Origin of the sequence: Nocardia sp. CA-129566 (genome assembly GCF_050956075.1) — a bacterium.
In the GTDB taxonomy this organism is placed as follows: Bacteria; Actinomycetota; Actinomycetes; order Mycobacteriales; family Mycobacteriaceae; genus Nocardia.
In genome coordinates this window covers 5,538,656-5,554,794 of record NZ_CP192085.1, presented here as the reverse complement: position 1 = coordinate 5,554,794, position 16,139 = coordinate 5,538,656, and the positions used below count along the sequence as shown (strand labels likewise).

General features: G+C 65.9%; 16 protein-coding genes. 9 read left to right on the top strand and 7 right to left on the bottom strand.

Going from position 1 to position 16,139, the window contains the following annotated elements; genetic code table 11:
* Positions 1–99 precede the first annotated feature (99 nt).
* From ACQP0C_RS24105 to ACQP0C_RS24095, 3 genes are all read left to right on the top strand, one after another.
* On the top strand, positions 100–234 hold the full coding sequence (locus ACQP0C_RS24105) for a hypothetical protein (RefSeq protein WP_433723336.1): 135 nt from the start codon (positions 100–102) through the stop codon (positions 232–234).
* Positions 234–1,469 carry a YeiH family protein gene (locus ACQP0C_RS24100; protein ID WP_433723334.1) on the top strand — a complete coding sequence of 412 codons (1,236 nt, stop codon included), beginning with the start codon at positions 234–236 and terminating at the stop codon, positions 1,467–1,469. The genes ACQP0C_RS24105 and ACQP0C_RS24100 overlap by 1 nt, the downstream gene beginning before the upstream one ends.
* Before the next feature lie 210 nt (positions 1,470–1,679).
* Complete coding sequence (locus tag ACQP0C_RS24095; protein WP_433723332.1) at positions 1,680–1,829, top strand: hypothetical protein; 150 nt, start codon at positions 1,680–1,682, stop codon at positions 1,827–1,829.
* Between the two features lie 13 nt (positions 1,830–1,842).
* On the opposite strand, the gene ACQP0C_RS24090 is transcribed toward ACQP0C_RS24095, so the two are convergent.
* On the bottom strand, positions 1,843–2,742 hold the full coding sequence (locus ACQP0C_RS24090; RefSeq protein ID WP_433723330.1) for a RecB family exonuclease: 900 nt from the start codon (positions 2,740–2,742) through the stop codon (positions 1,843–1,845).
* Positions 2,743–2,818: 76 nt separating this feature from the next.
* On the opposite strand from ACQP0C_RS24090, the gene ACQP0C_RS24085 reads away from it, so the two are divergent.
* Positions 2,819–3,652 (top strand): tRNA (adenine-N1)-methyltransferase, encoded by an 834-nt coding sequence (locus ACQP0C_RS24085; protein WP_433723328.1) that lies wholly within the window; start codon positions 2,819–2,821, stop codon positions 3,650–3,652.
* Here ACQP0C_RS24085 and ACQP0C_RS24080 read toward each other — a convergent pair.
* Complete coding sequence (locus tag ACQP0C_RS24080) at positions 3,649–4,137, bottom strand: hypothetical protein (protein ID WP_433723326.1); 489 nt, start codon at positions 4,135–4,137, stop codon at positions 3,649–3,651. The genes ACQP0C_RS24085 and ACQP0C_RS24080 overlap by 4 nt on opposite strands.
* Positions 4,138–4,343: 206 nt before the next feature.
* Between ACQP0C_RS24080 and arc the strand changes: the two genes are divergently transcribed.
* From arc to ACQP0C_RS24060, 4 genes are all read left to right on the top strand, one after another.
* Complete coding sequence (arc, locus tag ACQP0C_RS24075; protein ID WP_433723325.1) at positions 4,344–6,104, top strand: proteasome ATPase; 1,761 nt, start codon at positions 4,344–4,346, stop codon at positions 6,102–6,104.
* A gap of 189 nt (positions 6,105–6,293) precedes the next feature.
* A complete protein-coding gene (locus ACQP0C_RS24070) occupies positions 6,294–6,929 on the top strand; it encodes a TetR/AcrR family transcriptional regulator (RefSeq protein ID WP_433723323.1) in 636 nt (211 codons plus the stop codon).
* Positions 6,922–8,439, top strand: coding sequence for an ArnT family glycosyltransferase (locus ACQP0C_RS24065; RefSeq protein ID WP_433723321.1), 1,518 nt, complete (start codon positions 6,922–6,924; stop codon positions 8,437–8,439). The genes ACQP0C_RS24070 and ACQP0C_RS24065 overlap by 8 nt, the downstream gene beginning before the upstream one ends.
* A gap of 115 nt (positions 8,440–8,554) precedes the next feature.
* Positions 8,555–8,992: a VOC family protein gene (locus tag ACQP0C_RS24060; protein WP_433723319.1), complete on the top strand. Its 438-nt coding sequence runs from the start codon at positions 8,555–8,557 to the stop codon at positions 8,990–8,992.
* Here the strand turns inward: ACQP0C_RS24060 and ACQP0C_RS24055 are convergent.
* The 4 genes from ACQP0C_RS24055 to ACQP0C_RS24040 form a co-directional block, all read right to left on the bottom strand.
* Positions 8,926–9,300 carry a DUF2332 family protein gene (locus ACQP0C_RS24055; RefSeq protein ID WP_433723317.1) on the bottom strand — a complete coding sequence of 125 codons (375 nt, stop codon included), beginning with the start codon at positions 9,298–9,300 and terminating at the stop codon, positions 8,926–8,928. The genes ACQP0C_RS24060 and ACQP0C_RS24055 overlap by 67 nt on opposite strands.
* A gap of 51 nt (positions 9,301–9,351) precedes the next feature.
* On the bottom strand, positions 9,352–10,515 hold the full coding sequence (locus ACQP0C_RS24050) for a lipase family protein (protein ID WP_433723315.1): 1,164 nt from the start codon (positions 10,513–10,515) through the stop codon (positions 9,352–9,354).
* 162 nt (positions 10,516–10,677) lie between these two features.
* Complete coding sequence (locus ACQP0C_RS24045; protein WP_433723313.1) at positions 10,678–11,550, bottom strand: LLM class F420-dependent oxidoreductase; 873 nt, start codon at positions 11,548–11,550, stop codon at positions 10,678–10,680.
* A gap of 188 nt (positions 11,551–11,738) precedes the next feature.
* Positions 11,739–12,467: a peptidylprolyl isomerase gene (locus ACQP0C_RS24040; RefSeq protein ID WP_433723311.1), complete on the bottom strand. Its 729-nt coding sequence runs from the start codon at positions 12,465–12,467 to the stop codon at positions 11,739–11,741.
* Between the two features lie 459 nt (positions 12,468–12,926).
* Here ACQP0C_RS24040 and ACQP0C_RS24035 point away from each other — a divergent pair, with 459 nt between their 5' ends.
* Positions 12,927–14,672, top strand: coding sequence for a CocE/NonD family hydrolase (locus tag ACQP0C_RS24035; protein ID WP_433734638.1), 1,746 nt, complete (start codon positions 12,927–12,929; stop codon positions 14,670–14,672).
* On the opposite strand, the gene ACQP0C_RS24030 is transcribed toward ACQP0C_RS24035, so the two are convergent.
* Positions 14,669–16,129 (bottom strand): aminotransferase class I/II-fold pyridoxal phosphate-dependent enzyme, encoded by a 1,461-nt coding sequence (locus ACQP0C_RS24030; RefSeq protein ID WP_433723309.1) that lies wholly within the window; start codon positions 16,127–16,129, stop codon positions 14,669–14,671. The genes ACQP0C_RS24035 and ACQP0C_RS24030 overlap by 4 nt on opposite strands.
* Positions 16,130–16,139: the final 10 nt, after the last annotated feature.

Sequence of the window (16,139 nt, the reverse complement as noted above, 5' to 3'; positions counted from 1 at the left end):
ATGTGCGAGTGATCGATTCACTGCGATCGCAACCGATGTGCTGACCTGCGGTCGATTGGTACGTTGCGGCCTCGATGAGGAAATGCAAGGAGTACCACCGTGCCACAGATACCGCCCGCCGAACGTTCGGGCAGCACATTCGCGTGGAATGAGGACTGGCTGGCGGCAATCGTCGGCCTGGTCCTCATTGCCCTGGTCCTGATCGGCGCGATCCCCGATTGGCTGGTGCCGTGATGTCGGAGACCGAAGCCGAGACCGAGAGCGTTGCGGCCGAGCCCGAGAACACGGCACCGGAGACGGACCCCACCGCGTCGAGCGCGGAGGCCGCCGCGTCCAGCTCGGTGGCCGCTGCGCCCGTCCGGTCCGAAACCTCTGCCCTGCAAGCGATTTCGCGCCCAACCGTGGCGGAGATCGCGGCCGGGGTCGCGGTCGTCATCCTGCTCGGCGCACTGACCCGCTACTTCGACACCCACGTGCCGCGCTGGGCGGTCGACACCCCTTTCAAACGGGTGGCCAAGTCGATCGAATTCCCGGTCTACGCCATCGCCATCGGTCTGATCGGCAATGTCGTACTCACGAAACTCGATCTGCGGGAACGCCTTTCCGCCGGTTTCCGCACCGAGTTCTTCATCAAGACCGGTGTCGTGCTGCTCGGCGCATCGATCAACCTGAAGATTCTGGTCACCGCCGCCGGACCGTCGATCGTGCAGGCACTGCTACTGATCACCGCGGTATTCGGCTTCACCTGGTGGTTGGGCGGCCGCCTCGGCCTGGACGATAAGCTGCGCGCCCTGCTGGCCTCGGCCGTGTCTATCTGCGGTGTCAGCGCCGCGATCGCGGCCGCGGGTGCGGTGCAGGCCAAGCGTGAGCAGATCGCGTACGCGGCATCGCTGGTGATCATCTTCGCGCTGCCGTCGATCTTCGTATTGCCCTGGCTCGCAGATGTTTTCGGCCTCTCCGACGCGGTCGCCGGCGCCTGGATCGGCGGCAATATCGACACCACCGCGGCCGTCGCGGCCTCGGGGGCGATCGCGGGGGAGAAGGCGCTGCAGATCGCCACCATCGTCAAGACCACGCAGAACGCCCTGATCGGCATTGTCGCGATCGCGCTGACCGCCTACTTCACGCTCCGGGTCGAACGCACTCCCGGCGCGGCCCGGCCCTCGGCGCGCCAGTTCTGGGAGCGGTTTCCGAAGTTCGTGCTCGGCTTCGTCGCGGCGTCTGTGCTCGGCACCCTCTACCTGCAGTCGGCGGATAAGAAGTCCGGTGCGGCGCATATCGCGATCGTCAACGATCTGCGCACCTGGTTTCTGATCTTCGCCTTCGTCTCGATCGGCCTGGAATTCTCCGTGCGCGGGCTGCGGGAGGCGGGCTGGCGCCCGGTGGTGGTCTTCGGCTCCGCGGCCGTGGTGAATCTGGCCGTCGGATTGGGTCTGTCGGTGCTGCTGTTCCACAACTTCACCGCGTAGATCCGCCGCGGTAACCCGTCGTTCCGATGCTCGCCGGTCGCCCCGGCGAGCATCACTGCGGCGTGCCCTGGTGCGCGGTGTGCATTTAGTTCGGGCCGATCTCACGAAAACTTAATGATTCGCCGTCAACACTGGGGGCGTGTTGGGCGAAAACAATAATGGAACACCTCGGACGGCCCGATCCGGGGACGAAACACAGGGGAGGACGCTGTGAAACCGAGTATCCAGCCGGTCGGCTCGTGGTGGCGGATTCGCAATGCGCTCATTGTGATCGGTGATGTGGTCGGGGTACTCGTCCTGATCGCCGTGATCGCCGCACTCGGTTCGCACGGCTTCGATCTGGGTCGGTTCACCGGCTGAGCGCGGATTCCGCTCAGTCGGAGACCGCGTCGGCGAAGGTTTCATCCGGCGATTCCCCGGTGCCGCCATCGGGCCAGCCCGGATAGGCCGGTGGGGTGCCGCCGAATGCGGGGCACAGATTCCGGTAGCTGCAAAAGCCGCACAGCCAGCTGGTGCTCGGCTGGAAGTCACCGGTGCGGCCCGCCGCCAGAATGGCCTGCCACAGCGCCGAGAGCGTGCGTTCGAAGCGCAGTAGTTCATCCTCGTCGGGGGCGTAGGTGAGGATCTGCTCGTCGGCCAGGTAGATCAGCCGCAGTTGGGTGGGCAGGATGGCGCGGGTGCGCAGCACCACCAGTGCGTAGAACTTCAGCTGGAACAGCGCCTTGGTCTCCTGGGCGACTCCGGGCGCGCGGCCGGTCTTGTAGTCCACGACGCGCAGCTCACCGGTCGGCGCGACATCGATCCGATCGACGAACCCCCGCAACAGCACACCGTCGCCGAGTTCGACCTCCACCCGCGACTCACACGACTCCGGATCGAACCGGGTCGGATCCTCCAACCGGTAGTACGTCTGCACGAGGGTGCGCACCTCGTCGAGAAATTCGGCCGGACCGTCCTGCGCGACCAACTCGGCGATCTCGGGCCGATCGGCCAGCACCCGCGCCCAGGCGGGTTCGACGAGGGCGGCCGCGCGTGCTGGTAACCGGTCCGCGGCGGGCAGTCCGTAAAGATCTTCCAGTACCGCGTGCACCACCGTGCCCCGCACCGCGATCCGCGTCGGCGGTTCCGGAATCCGATCGATCGCACGGAACCGGTACTTCAACGGGCACTGCTTGAAATCCATTGCCCGAGAAGGAGACAGCGCCGGGCGTTGGCGGTCGGGTGCTGGCTCCCGCGCGGTGTCGGCAGGGGGCGTGGATACCGGCGATTGCATACCTGGCAGGCTATCCGGCGGCACCGACACGCCGGTGCTGTACGGCTAGACCGCACCGACCAGCGAACGGAGATACATGACGGCCAGACGGACCGGGCCATTCACCATCGGGGACCGGGTACAGCTGACCGATGCCAAGGGGCGCCTCTACACCGTGGTGCTGGAACCCGGTAAGGAGTTCCACACGCATCGCGGCGGTATCAAACACGACAATCTCATCGGCGCCGATGAGGGCAGCGTCGTGCAGTCCACCAACGGCACACCGTATTTGGCCTTGCGCCCGTTGCTGATCGATTACGTGCTGTCGATGCCGCGCGGTGCGGCGGTCATCTACCCCAAGGATGCGGCCCAGATCGTGCACGAGGGAGATATGTTCCCCGGCGCACGGGTGCTCGAGGCCGGTGCGGGTTCCGGTGCGCTGACGTGCTCGCTATTGCGCGCGGTCGGCCCGCAGGGGCAGGTGGTCTCCTACGAGATCCGCGAGGATCACGCCGAGCACGCGATCCGCAATGTCGAGACCTTCTTCGGCGAGCGTCCGGACAACTGGTCGATCACCGTCGCCGATGTCGCCGACTACGACGGCCCGCCGGTCGATCGGGTGGTCCTGGACATGCTCGCGCCCTGGGATGCGCTGCCCGCGGTGTCCAAGGCACTGGTCCCGGGCGGAGTTCTGGTGGTCTATGTGGCGACCGTCACACAATTGTCGAAGGTGGTCGAGGCGCTGCGCGAGCAGGAGTGCTGGACCGAGCCGCGATCCTGGGAGTCGATGGTGCGCGGCTGGCATGTGGTCGGCCTTGCGGTGCGGCCCGAACACCGGATGCAGGGCCACACCGCCTTCCTGGTCAGCGCGCGACGGTTGGCCGAGGGTACGGTCACCCCGAAGCCGCAGCGCCGCCCGTCGAAGGGTTAGGCCGGAACGCAGGGTGCCTGCGCGAAGCCGAGCATCAGGCACCCGCTGGCATCCGACAGCTTCCAGGTGCCCTCGACATATTCCCAGGTCATCGGCATGGCCGGGGCGGTGCCGTGCGGTGAGGTGATGGTCACCTGGGCGGTCGCGGTATTGCCGCTGGCGGTGATATCGGCAACCGCGTAGGTGAGCTTGCCGTAGCTGCCGAGCGCCTGGTTCATCTGGTCGATATTGGCGGTGCGCTTCTCGCCGCCGACGATGAGCTTGGTCTTCTCGGCGGTGGATTTGCCCGGGTCGGACAGGGCATCCAGGACGGCGGTGAGCGCTGCGGCAGTAGGCGCGGCGGCACTGCCGTGATCGCCGTGACCTGCGGCGCTGGTCGGCGCGGCGACCGTAGCGGTGGCCTTGACATCGGACTTATCGTCGGAGCCGCAGGCGGTGAGACCGACGGTAGCGGCCATTGCCGCCGCGGCCATAACCATGGACATGCGAAGTGTCCTGGCGGGAAGGAGCATCGTCAGCAACCTTTCGGTTCGGTCGGCGAAGCAGGTCGCCGTGGCCTGGTTAGGGCAGGCTAACATGGTGGTTCCGCCGCCGATCGCGGCCCAGATGTGATCACGACGAAACCATGTCGGAAAGCGAGAACGGTTCGCGCCCGGTAGCGTTAATAGACCGGGACTGGGAGGAGCAGCACATGAGCCCCATCGAGAATTCGGATTCGGCGGCCTGGAGAGAGCTCGAGGCGGTACGCGCCGAAGCGGCTGCACTCCGAAGGCAACTTGCCGATTCGCCGGATCGCGCACGGGAATTGGAAGCCCGCATCGATTCGCTGACCATTCGCAACACCAAGCTGATGGACACCCTCAAGGAAGCGCGGCAGCAGTTGGTCGCGCTGCGTGAGGAGGTCGATCGGCTGGGTCAGCCACCGAGCGGGTACGGAATTCTCATCGGTGTGTACGAGGATCAGACGGTCGACGTGTTCACTTCGGGACGCAAGATGCGCCTGACGTGTTCACCCAATATCGACACCTCGACCCTGGAGTACGGCCAGACCGTCCGCCTCAACGAGGCGCTCACGGTCGTGGAGGCCGGAATCTTCGACGCGGTCGGTGAGATCGGCACGTTGCGCGAGATCCTCGACGACGGACGCCGGGCACTGGTCGTCGGACATGCCGACGAGGAGCGCGTGGTGTGGCTGGCGGGTCCGCTGGCCAAGGTCGCCGAGGTCGACGATCTCGACGATCCCGATTCGCCCATCCGCAAACTGCGCCCCGGCGATTCGCTGCTGGTCGATACCAAGGCGGGCTTCGCCTTCGAGCGCATCCCCAAGGCCGAGGTCGAGGACCTCGTACTCGAGGAAGTGCCCGATGTCGACTACAGCGATATCGGTGGTCTCGGTCGCCAGATCGAGCAGATCCGCGATGCGGTGGAATTGCCGTTCCTGCACAAGGATCTGTTCCGCGAATACGCGCTGCGCCCGCCCAAGGGTGTGCTGCTCTACGGTCCACCCGGTTGCGGTAAGACGTTGATCGCCAAGGCCGTTGCCAACTCGCTGGCGAAGAAGATCGCCGAGGCGCGCGGTGAGGATGCCAAGGAAGCCAAGTCGTTCTTCCTGAACATCAAGGGCCCCGAGCTGTTGAACAAGTTCGTGGGTGAGACCGAGCGGCACATTCGGATCATTTTCCAGCGGGCCCGCGAGAAGGCCTCCGAAGGTACGCCGGTGATCGTGTTCTTCGACGAGATGGATTCGATCTTCCGCACCCGCGGATCGGGCGTGTCCTCCGATGTGGAGACCACGGTCGTGCCGCAGCTGCTCTCGGAGATCGACGGTGTCGAGGGGCTCGAGAATGTCATCGTGATCGGTGCGTCCAACCGCGAGGACATGATCGACCCCGCGATCCTGCGGCCCGGACGTCTCGATGTGAAGATCAAGATCGAGCGGCCGGACGCGGAATCGGCACAGGACATCTTCTCGAAGTACCTGACCGAGCAACTGCCGCTGCACGCCGACGATCTCGAAGAGTTCGGCGGCGACAAGGGGTTGTGCATTCGCGCGATGATCGAACGGGTCGTCGACCGGATGTACGCCGAGAGCGAGGACAACCGCTTCTTGGAGGTCACCTACGCCAACGGTGACAAGGAGGTCCTGTACTTCAAGGACTTCAACTCCGGTGCCATGATCCAGAACATCGTGGACCGCTCCAAGAAGTACGCCATCAAGGCGGTACTCGACACCGGCAATCCTGGCCTGCGCATCCAGCATCTCTACGATTCGATCGTGGACGAGTTCTCCGAGAACGAGGACCTGCCCAACACCACGAATCCCGATGACTGGGCTCGCATCTCGGGTAAGAAGGGTGAGCGGATCGTCTACATCCGTACGCTGGTCACCGGCAAGAACGCCAGCGCCAGCCGCGCCATCGACACCGAGTCGAATACGGGTCAGTACCTGTAAGTTTCGAACCGAAGGGCCGCGCTTCCGCTGGGGGCGCGGCCCTTCGGCGTTTCGGCAGCGATCCCACAACGGGGTGATCGCGGATCGCAGGAGCCGCTTCAGGTGATCTCTCGATCATCCTCGCGAGGTAGGTGGGAGTCATTCTTGGGGTTGATGTGGCCTTTCATCCGGGCCGTCTAAAATTTGGCCATGCGGCCAGAAAATGAGACGGTTGGTCAGCAGCGGTCTTTCATCGAGGAGGCGCGGCGGCGGCAGATCATTGCTTCGGCGGTGGAGGTGATCTCCGAGGTGGGGTACGGCAGTGCTTCGCTGGCGCGGATCGCCAAGCATGCCGGGATCTCCAAGGGAGTCATCTCGTATCACTTCGCCGGGAAGGACGAGCTGATGGAGCAGCTGGTCATCCAGCTGTATGTATCCGGCGGCGAGCACATCGCGCCCGCGGTCATGGCCGCGGAGGGGGCGCGCAATCAGTTGCTCGCCTATATCGGGTCGAATCTGCAGTTCATTGATGCGAACAAGAAGTACGTCGCGGCGCTGACCGATGTGGTGCTGAATCTGCGCGATGCGGACGGCAAGCCGCGCTTCGCCTCGGCGGAGGGCGAGCACGAGATCGTCCAGCCGCTCGTCGACATCATGCGGGAGGGGCAGCGGCGCGGTGAATTCGGCGAATTCGATCCGCTGGTGATGGCCAAATCGATTCGCGACGCCATCGACGGCGCGGCCGGGCGGGCCATTCGGGAGAAGGACTTCGATATGACAACCTATTCGGCCCATGTGTGCCGGTTATTCGATGTGGCGACCCGTAAGGGGGCAAGCGATGACTGATCTGATGGAAAGCGAAGTGCGACAGCGGGACAGTGCCGAGACACCGCCGTTCGCGTGGCTCGGCGTCGGGGCGATCGCGGTGCTGGCGGCGATCATGCTGTTCGCCTCGCTCGGGCGGTACGGGTTCTTCGGCGACGAATTGTATTTCCTATCGGCCGGGCGCAGACTCGGGTTCGGATATGCCGATCAGGGGCCGCTGCTGCCCGCGATCGCCAGGCTGATGGATCTGATCGCGCCGGGATCGCTGGTGGCACTGCGGATTCCGGGCGCGCTGGTGACGGTTGCCGCAGTGCTGATCAGTGCGCAGATCGCCCGCGAGTTCGGCGGAGCGCGCAGGGCGCAGGTATTGAGCGCGACGGCATATGCGACCGGGCCGTTCTTGCTCGTGCAGGGCACCCAATTGGCCACCAATACGATCGACACCGCGCTGTGGGTATTGATCAGCTGGCTGCTGATCAGGTGGGTGCGCACGCGCCGCGACAGTCTGTTGCTCTGGGCCGCGCTGGTCACCGCGCTGGATATCCAGGTGAAATGGCTGATTCCGTTCTTCTGGATCGCGGTCGCCATTGGGGTGGCGAGCTACGGTCCGCGGGAGCTGTTGCGGCGGCCGGTGCTGTGGGTGGGCGCCGGGCTGGTCGTGCTGTTGACGGTTCCGACGCTGATCTGGCAGATCGAGCACGATTGGCCGCAGCTGCGTTTGGGTGCGGTGGTCGCGGCTGAACAGTCGACGATCGGCGGTCGGTACACCTGGCTGCCGTTGGCGCTGGTCGCGGCCGGACTATTCGGCGGGGTGCTGCTGATCACGGGGATCTGGGCGCTGTTTCGCTGGGAACCGCTGCGGCCATATAGATTCCTAGCGGTGGTCCCGCTGCTGCTGACGGTGGCATTCATCGCCACCAACGGTCGCCCCTACTATGCGGCCGGATGCTATGCGGCTGTCATGGCGGCGGGCGCGGTTCGCTGGACCGCGAATACGGCACGGTGGCGAAGGTACGTGACCGTCGCGCTCATCGCGGCTTCGGTGGCGATGGCGGTGTTCTCGATGCCGTGGCGGCCCGAGTCGTCTATCGATCCGGTCGACAGCCAGGCCGAGGCCGGTATCGAAATCGGCCTGTACGGCAAGTTCGGCTGGCCGGAACTGCGCGCGGCGACCGCCGACGCGTATCGGGCGCTGCCGGAGCCGCAACGGTCCGATACCGTTATCATCACCGATTCCTATTGGCAGGCAAGCGCTTTGGATGTAGATCGGCAGCGCTATGGACTACCCGCCGTCTACAGCCCCAACCGCGGCTTCGGATACTTCGGTACCCCACCGGATTCCGCGACCACAGTGCTGTGGGTCGGCAATGCGGAGGACGAAATGCGCACTGCCTGTAGCGAATTGATTCCGGTTGGGCTCGTCGACGCGCGCCTGGGCTATCCGGACGTCACTCGCAACGTCACCATCTGGCGCTGTACCCCGCGTCAGCCCTGGTCACGGGTCTGGCCGGATATGCTTCGCCTCGACTGAAGCGCTGGGCCGAGTGCCGTCCGATTCGTTCAAGACTTCCGGATGTCGCTCGGCTTGACTGAACAGTGGCCGGGGCCATCGCCCCGGCCACTGTTCGAGCATCGGGAGGATCGGTATGAAGGCGAATATCAACGCGATCACCTTGGCCGTGAGCGACCTGGAACGGTCCCTGCACTTCTACCGGGACGGCCTCGGCCTGTCCTCGCCGGGCATCATCGGCGCGGAATTCGTCCGCGACGATCAGCACCCAGGCGGCTCGGTAGCCATGTTCACCCTGGACAACGGCCTCATCCTGTCCCTCTACGCCCGCACCGACCTGGCGCTGGACGCCGGTATCCCACCCGAACGCGTCACGGGTTCCCCCATGAGCCTCGGTCTCTTCCTCGACAGCCGTGAAGACGTGGACCAGATCCTGCACCGCGCCGAACAAGCGGGCGGCACCATCATCCGCCCACCCCTGACCCGCCCCTGGGGCATCTACGCCGGCTACTTCGCCGACCCGGACGACCACCTATGGGAAGCAGTCCATTTCCTGAGCAACACACCTGCCTGATCTACGCCCGGAGATCGTCGCCGAACCAGTCCAGCGTCTGCCCGTGGGGCCCGGCGTAAGCCACCGGCCTCCCATCGAGGGCCACAACGAACTGTCCACGAGTGGCCGGCGGTTGCCGGAGTCGGTCCGGAGCACGTGAGCGCGCCGCCGAGTACGAGATTCGGCTGCCGCTTCGGTTCCGGTAGCTGCTCGATCAACGCGAGCAGTTCGGGTGCCTCGGCGATTCCGAGGCACCACTGTTCGTATCGGTGCGAGTTGCCTCGTGCTTCGACCTCGGCGAAGTGGCAATAGCGTTGCGAGGTGTCCATCGCGACTCATCGTGTTCGATTGAAGGTGTTGCGGTGGAGGGGGATTCGTGGCTAGGGGAACAGGGTGGTGAGGTAGGGGATCAGTTGGGGCCAGGAGGCTTCGACGATGCCCTGGTGGCCGGTGGGGTAGGTGTGGAATTCGTAGCGGGTTGCGGATGCGGTCAATTCGGTGAGTAGGGCGGCGGTCAAGGGGTAGGGGACGGTGGTGTCGTCGAGGCCCTGGGTGATGAGTAGGGGTTGGTGGTATCCGGAGGTGGGGACGGATAGGTAGCGGGACAGGCGATCCGGGAAGTCGCCGGTGAGCAGCGGTTTGGCGAGTATGGAGCCGAGGGGGAGGCCGGTGACCTCGGCGGGCCAATCGGATCCGCACAGGGTGGCCAGGCGGTCCATGAGGGCGAGGCCCGCCGGGGTGAAGTAGCTGTCGATATCGGCGGTGGGGTAGGCCAGGCGCATGCCATCGAGTGCGGCGGCGATATTGGCGGTGACGCGTTCCAGGACGGGTACTTGGGGTATGTATGGGCCCGCCAAGGGGATGGCGTGCTCCAGGTTGGCGGGTGGTGCGAAGGCCGCGGTGCCGCGGAAGTCGAGTTCGGGTGCGTAGGCCGGGGCGAGGGCGCCGGTATTCAATGCGGCGTGTCCGCCCTGTGAGACGCCGACGACCGCCCACCTCGTCGACAGGTCACTATCGGCGGTGCGCGCGGCGCGGACCAGGTCGATGGTCGCGGTGGCTTCGGTGCGCGACTGCAGGTATGGATGTGGGGTCGCGGCACCGGGATGCAAGCCGACGTAGTCGGGCGCGACCACCGCATAGCCTTGATCGAGTAAGTGGTGCAGATGCGAGGCGTCGGACTTGGCCTGCCTAGTGGTGAGTCCACATTGCGGGCCCATGCCGCTGGTGCCGTGGTCCCAGGCGATGACCGGCCAACCGCCTGGCGGGGGTGCGCCATTCGGAGTCAGCAGCAGACCGGTCGCCGTCGTGGTGGCGCCGGTCGGGCCTTCGGTGACGTATTCGAGCACCGAGGCCCGATCGAAACCACCCCACCCCGGGGTTTGCGCGGTCGAGGACACCAGCTCGCCCACCGCGCCGTCCGCATGTGCTGCACCTGCGGTCGCCCCGCCCGCTATGCCCAGCGCGACGGCGGCGATGCCCGCGAGACCGGCGCGAACGCGCACTCGATACGAGATGTCCGGAATGCTCCGACGGTCCGCGCGCATACCCGCTCCTCTGTTCGGTACAGATGCCTGCACCTTATCCACAACCCGCCGCCGTTACCCCCGGCACATCACATCCTCGGCAGCGCAGGCCTTTCCGTCACCCTATCGAGGCGATCGCCCAGGTGCGGTGTCGAAAAGGCTTGTGCTGTACCGAGACCGGTGTCACAGGTCGGCGAGCTGGGGCACGGCGGGAGCGATGGCATCGATCCAGGCGGCCGGTGAACCGGCGGTCGGCATGATGATGGCGGTGTGAACGCCGAGTTTGGCGTAATCGGCCATCTGCCGGACGAATTCGTCGCGAGTGTCCGGATTCGGGCGCGGATTATTGGCCAGCACGGTGATGCGGATTTCGTTGTAGTCGCGCCCGACTTCATCGCAATGCCGTCGCAGCACGTCGAGTTTGTGGCCGACCTCCTCGGGGGAGGAGCCGAACAGGTTGCAGGCGTCGCCGTACTGCGCGACCAACCGGAGCGTTTTGCGTTCGCCGCTACCGCCGATGAGCACCTTGGGCCGGTTGATCGGCTGCGGTGAGCACAGCGTCTCGGCCAGCTGGTAGTACTTGCCGTCGAAGGGGCCATTGTTCTGCGGGTCCCACATCTGCTGACAGATCCGCAGTGTCTCCTCCAGTCGGTCGAACCGTTCGGCGATCGGCGGGTACGGCACGCCGAGCCCGCGGTGCTCGCGCTCGAACCAGGCGGCGCCCAACCCCAGTGCCGCGCGACCGCCGGACAGGACGTCGAGTGTGGTGACGATCTTGGCGAGCAGACCGGGATGCCGATAGGTCACGCCGGTGACCAGCAGGCCGAGTTCGATGCGTGAGGTGTGCGCGGCCAGGTAGCCGAGCGTGGTGTAGCCCTCCAGCATGTTCGACTCCGCCGGTAGACCCGTCGGCTCGATCTGGAAGTAGTGGTCCATGAACGACAGCCAGGTCGCACCGGACGCCTCCGCCGCGGCGCCCACCCTGGCCAGCTCACCGGCGATGGCCGTCGTACCGCCATCGATATCGAATATCGGTAGATGAAAACCGAGTTCCATGAAGTGATCCTCTGGTTCTAGACGACTGTGCGCCGCCAACGCTATGACCTGGAGTGCACTCCAAGTCAAGTGTGCAACCGCAAACCCGTCCGGCCCCATCGCCGCTCGCAACTACGCCTTGTACGAGGTCGCAAGAACCAGCAGTGGCGGTGCCGCACGCAACGGCACCGCCACCAAAAGTGAATCGATCAGCTCTGGGTCGTGGTGACCGAGTTCAGAATGACATCGGCGTTCGGACGGCCGTCCTCACTGCCGAGCACGACACCCGCGTTGGCGACCTTCTCCAGGACGTCCATTCCGCCGGTGATCTTGCCGAAGGGGGTGTAGTTCGGCGGCAGCGGCGAGTCCTTGTACACCAGGAAGAACTGGCTGCCGTTGGTGTCGGGTCCGGCATTGGCCATGGCGACGGTGCCGGCGGGGTAGGTGGCGCCGTCGAGGTTCTCGTTCGGGAACTGGTAGCCCGGGCCACCCATACCGGTGGCGCTGGGATCACCGCATTGCAGGATGAAGATGCCGCTGGTGGTCATGCGGTGGCACTGGGTGTGATCGAAGTACCTCTGCCCGGACAGGAATACGAACGAGTTCACGGTGCGCGGTGCGCGGGCGGCATCCAGGGCGATCGTCACCGTGCCGCAGGTGGACTCGAGCTTCGCGGTGTAGGTCGCGCCGGTGTTGATCGACAGCGCGGGTTCGGCTTCCCACTGCTTGATCTCCGGCTTGACCATATCCGGGGCCACACATCCGGCGACCGGCGCGCTGCCCGGATTCGCCGAGACGCCGCCCGCGGCGAAGACCGCGAGAGCGGTGCCGACGGCGAATACGCCGAGGCCCCGTAGCAGGGCGGACCCGACTCGGCGAGGCTGGCGCCTGATGGGCTGATGGTGGTCGAATTGCCGCGCCTGCACGTCGCTGCTCACCGGTCGAGGTCTCCTTCTGTTGGGTATCGCATCGGGTGATGCTCAGCGGATCATTCCATCCCGAGGCCGCGCGCGGTACGAGATGGCGGATTACGACTGTGTGGCAACAGGAATGCGGCCGCATTCGGCCGGGTGAGCGCACTTGGGACGGGCGGAAAATCAGCGGAAGCGGCTGGAGGTGTCGGTTAGCATGACTGCGATGGAGGCGCATCTGATCGACCCATGGCTCGGCACGCACTGAATCTCCGGTGATGCCGCCTCCGCGGGAGGTGTATCGACTTGTCCGGATACGCATTTGGCATCGCCCGTCTGCTCACCGCCGTGGTGTGCGTCGGTGCGCTGGTCGGCGGGTGCACCGCGAGCACGGATACGAAATCGACGTCGTATACGGGAGCTTGGCCGCCCGACGACGACCGAGGGTCGTGTGTGGTCGACAAGCAGACCGATGTCGCGGCGACGATGCGCGACGGCACGGTGCTGCGCGCCGATGTGTACCGTCCGCAAACCGGCGATCCGGTGCCGGTGGTGCTGATGCGCACCCAGTACGGCAAATCCGCCGCTCAGATCCAGCCCTCGCGCTATCGAACACCCGACTGGTTCGCCTCGCACTGCTACCTGGTGGTCATCCAGGACGTCCGCGGCATCGGGAAATCCGAGGGCACCTTCACCGAATTCGGCAATGACACCCACGACGGTTACGACACGGTGGAATGGGCCGCGGGACTGCCCGGTTCGAACGGCAAGGTGGGTATGTACGGTTCGTCGTATGTCGGTGCCACGCAATGGCTCGCCGCCATCGAGACGCCACCGCATCTGTCCACGATCGTGCCCGCGAATACCGCCTCCGACTATTACGACGGCTGGACCTACGAGGGCGGCGCGTACCGGCTCGGCTTCGTCGAACCGTGGGCCATGGGCACCATCGGACTCGAATCCGCCGAGCAGCGTGCCGACAGGGCCACCGCCGACCAGCTGCGCACGGATCTGCAGAACATCACCTCATGGCTGAATTACCGCCCGTACAAAGACTTTCCACCGCTGCAACCGGGCAATCCGGCCGTCGCGCCGTGGTACTTCGACTGGATCCGCAACTCGGTGCGCAACGACTACTGGAAGCAGTGGAGCATTCGCGACCGCTACCCGAATGTACGGGTGCCGGTGCTCGATATCGAGGGGTGGTACGACGCATTCCTCGCGGGCGGCGTGGAGAACTTCACCGGCATGGTCGAGCGCGGCGGCGACCCGCAGGCGCGGCAGAACCAGCGATTGGTGATCGGCCCGTGGGACCACCTCGGTTGGGGGCGGCCCACCTCGACGATCGCGCCTCGACTCGAGCAGTTGGGAGCGGTCGGTGACAGCCCCGTCAACGAGTTGATGCTCGCGTGGTTCGACCACTTCCTGAAGGGACAGGACAACGGCGTATCGGGTAAACCGCGCGTCGACTACTACCTCATGGGGGCGAATCGCTGGAAGTCGGCGCAGAATTGGCCACTGCCGCAAACACAGTGGAAGGAATACTACTTCGCCGACAGTGGCGCCAACGGCCTGGCCGGACGGGTTGGCAAACTGGTCGATCGGGCGCCGAACGGACCCGCCGCGCTCGACCGGTACGTCTACGATCCGGCCTCCCCGGCGCCGAGCATCGGCGGACATTCGTGCTGTTCGGTGGGATCGGGCCCGCAGGGACCGTTCGACCAGTCGGCGGTCGAGCAGCGTTCGGATGTGCTCACCTATACGACCGATCCGCTCGGTGCGGATACCGAGGTCACCGGCCCGATCACCGTCAAGTTGTGGGCATCGTCCACGGCTGCGGATACCGATTTCGTCGCGCGATTGGAAGTGGTCGCACCCGACGGATCGGCCGTCAACCTCAACAATGGCATCATCCGTGCCGCATTCCGGGATTCGCTGTCCGAACCCAGCGCCCTGGTGCCGGGTCAGCCGTATGCGTTCACCATCAAGATCTGGCCGACGAGCTATCAGTTCAAGGCGGGCGACCGGATCCGGGTGGCCATCAGCAGCAGCGACTATCCGCAGTACGCGCCGAACCCGAATACCGGCGAACCCTTCGGTGACAGCGCCCGGACGCAGCCCGCGACGCAGACCATCTATAAGGATGCCGAGCATCCGTCGTCGGTGGTGCTGCCGATCATTCCCGCCGGAGACAGCGGCTCGACCAGCTTCGACCTTCGGCCGGGATCTTAGGCGCGCCGGACGCGGCGGTAGGTGGGCGCGGCGGCGGTCGCGGCGGCGAGTTCGCCGGTGAGCCAGTCCAACTCGCCATCGGCGATCGCGGCGACGGTAATGCGCAGGTGGTCGCCGTGCGGGTGGTCCTCGACCTCGAAGGGGCGCCCGGGTGCGGCCTTGATCCCCGCGGCGGCCAGGGAGATCATCGCCGCGTTCTCATCGGCGACCGGCAACCAGAGATTGATGCCGTCACCACGGGCGACGGTAATGCCCCTGCGGACCAGGGCGCGGCGGAGTTCGGTTGCGCGCCTGCGGTATTCGGTGCGGGCGGCGGCGACGGTGCGTCGGGCGGTGTCGTCGTCGAGCATCGTGAGCAGCAGACGTTGCAGCAAGCGGCTGGTCCAACCGGGCCCGAGCATCCGGCGTTCGATCATCGGGTCGAGCAGATCGGCGGGACCGCCGACCACCGCGAGACGCAGGTCCGCGCCATGGGATTTGGAGTACGAGCGGATGTGTACGGTCCGGTTCGGTAGTCGCGATCCGAGGGAACGCAGTGCGGTGTAGGCGATTCCGGCGGAGTGGTCGTCCTCGATGACGAGGGTGCCGGTGCCCGCGAGAATATCGGTCAGTTCGCGCGTGCGGGCGGTGGTGAGCGAGGCGCCCGTCGGATTTTGCGCACGGGGCTGCAGTATCACAGCGGTGACACCGTGATCGGTCACGGCGCGGTCGAGATCGTCCGGGAGTAAGCCGGATTCGTCCATGCGGACCGGAATCGCCCGCGCACCGAGACGGGCGAGCAGGTCGAGAAACGGTGGGAAGCAGGGATCTTCGACCGCGACCGCATCGCCGAGACGGATGTGGCTGGCGAGCACTCGATCGATGGCGTCGAGCGCCCCGTCGAGCACCGCGAGACGTTCGGCGCGGAAGGGCCAATCGGCGCGCACCTTGGCGGCCAGTTCCGGCAGCACGGTCGCATCGAGGTAGTCGGCCGCCAGGTCGCCGCCGTGACCGTGCTCGGTAATCGTGTGCAATGCGGCGACCAGGTCCGGCAGTAGCTCGGGATCGGGGGTGCCGCGGGACAGATCGATGCGGAAGGCGCTGTCCGAGGGTGGGTGCAGGCGCTGGTAGCGGCCCGTCGGCGGTGCCGGACGGGTGGCGGGGCGTTCGCCGACGAATGTGCCCGCGCGGCCCCGCGCGACGATCGCGCCGGCGGCCGCCAGCGCCCGCCAAGCCTGGTTGACGGTGGCGGGGGAGACCCGCAACTCGCGGGCGACCTCGCGCACCGTCGGCAGGCGCGAGCCGGGTGCGATGGCGCCGGACCGAATCCGGCGGCTCACCGCGGCCGCGATACCGGCCGGGGTTCGATCGTCGAGATCGGTGTTGAACAGGCCCGACCCGGCTACGGCAGGTGCTGGCGCGGTGTCTCGCACATCATCTGCGGGCACCTGTGGCGCGGTAGCGGGGTCGAAGTTCACAGCGTCATTC

Coding starts and splice junctions, on each gene's coding strand:
- ACQP0C_RS24100 (WP_433723334.1), top strand. CDS start 234: ATGTCGGAGACCGAAGCCGAGACCGAGAGCGTTGCGGCCGAGCCCGAG.
- ACQP0C_RS24090 (WP_433723330.1), bottom strand. CDS start 2,742: ATGCAATCGCCGGTATCCACGCCCCCTGCCGACACCGCGCGGGAGCCA.
- ACQP0C_RS24085 (WP_433723328.1), top strand. CDS start 2,819: ATGACGGCCAGACGGACCGGGCCATTCACCATCGGGGACCGGGTACAG.
- ACQP0C_RS24080 (WP_433723326.1), bottom strand. CDS start 4,137: ATGTCCATGGTTATGGCCGCGGCGGCAATGGCCGCTACCGTCGGTCTC.
- arc (WP_433723325.1), top strand. CDS start 4,344: ATGAGCCCCATCGAGAATTCGGATTCGGCGGCCTGGAGAGAGCTCGAG.
- ACQP0C_RS24070 (WP_433723323.1), top strand. CDS start 6,294: ATGCGGCCAGAAAATGAGACGGTTGGTCAGCAGCGGTCTTTCATCGAG.
- ACQP0C_RS24065 (WP_433723321.1), top strand. CDS start 6,922: ATGACTGATCTGATGGAAAGCGAAGTGCGACAGCGGGACAGTGCCGAG.
- ACQP0C_RS24060 (WP_433723319.1), top strand. CDS start 8,555: ATGAAGGCGAATATCAACGCGATCACCTTGGCCGTGAGCGACCTGGAA.
- ACQP0C_RS24055 (WP_433723317.1), bottom strand. CDS start 9,300: ATGGACACCTCGCAACGCTATTGCCACTTCGCCGAGGTCGAAGCACGA.
- ACQP0C_RS24050 (WP_433723315.1), bottom strand. CDS start 10,515: ATGCGCGCGGACCGTCGGAGCATTCCGGACATCTCGTATCGAGTGCGC.
- ACQP0C_RS24045 (WP_433723313.1), bottom strand. CDS start 11,550: ATGGAACTCGGTTTTCATCTACCGATATTCGATATCGATGGCGGTACG.
- ACQP0C_RS24035 (WP_433734638.1), top strand. CDS start 12,927: ATGCGCGACGGCACGGTGCTGCGCGCCGATGTGTACCGTCCGCAAACC.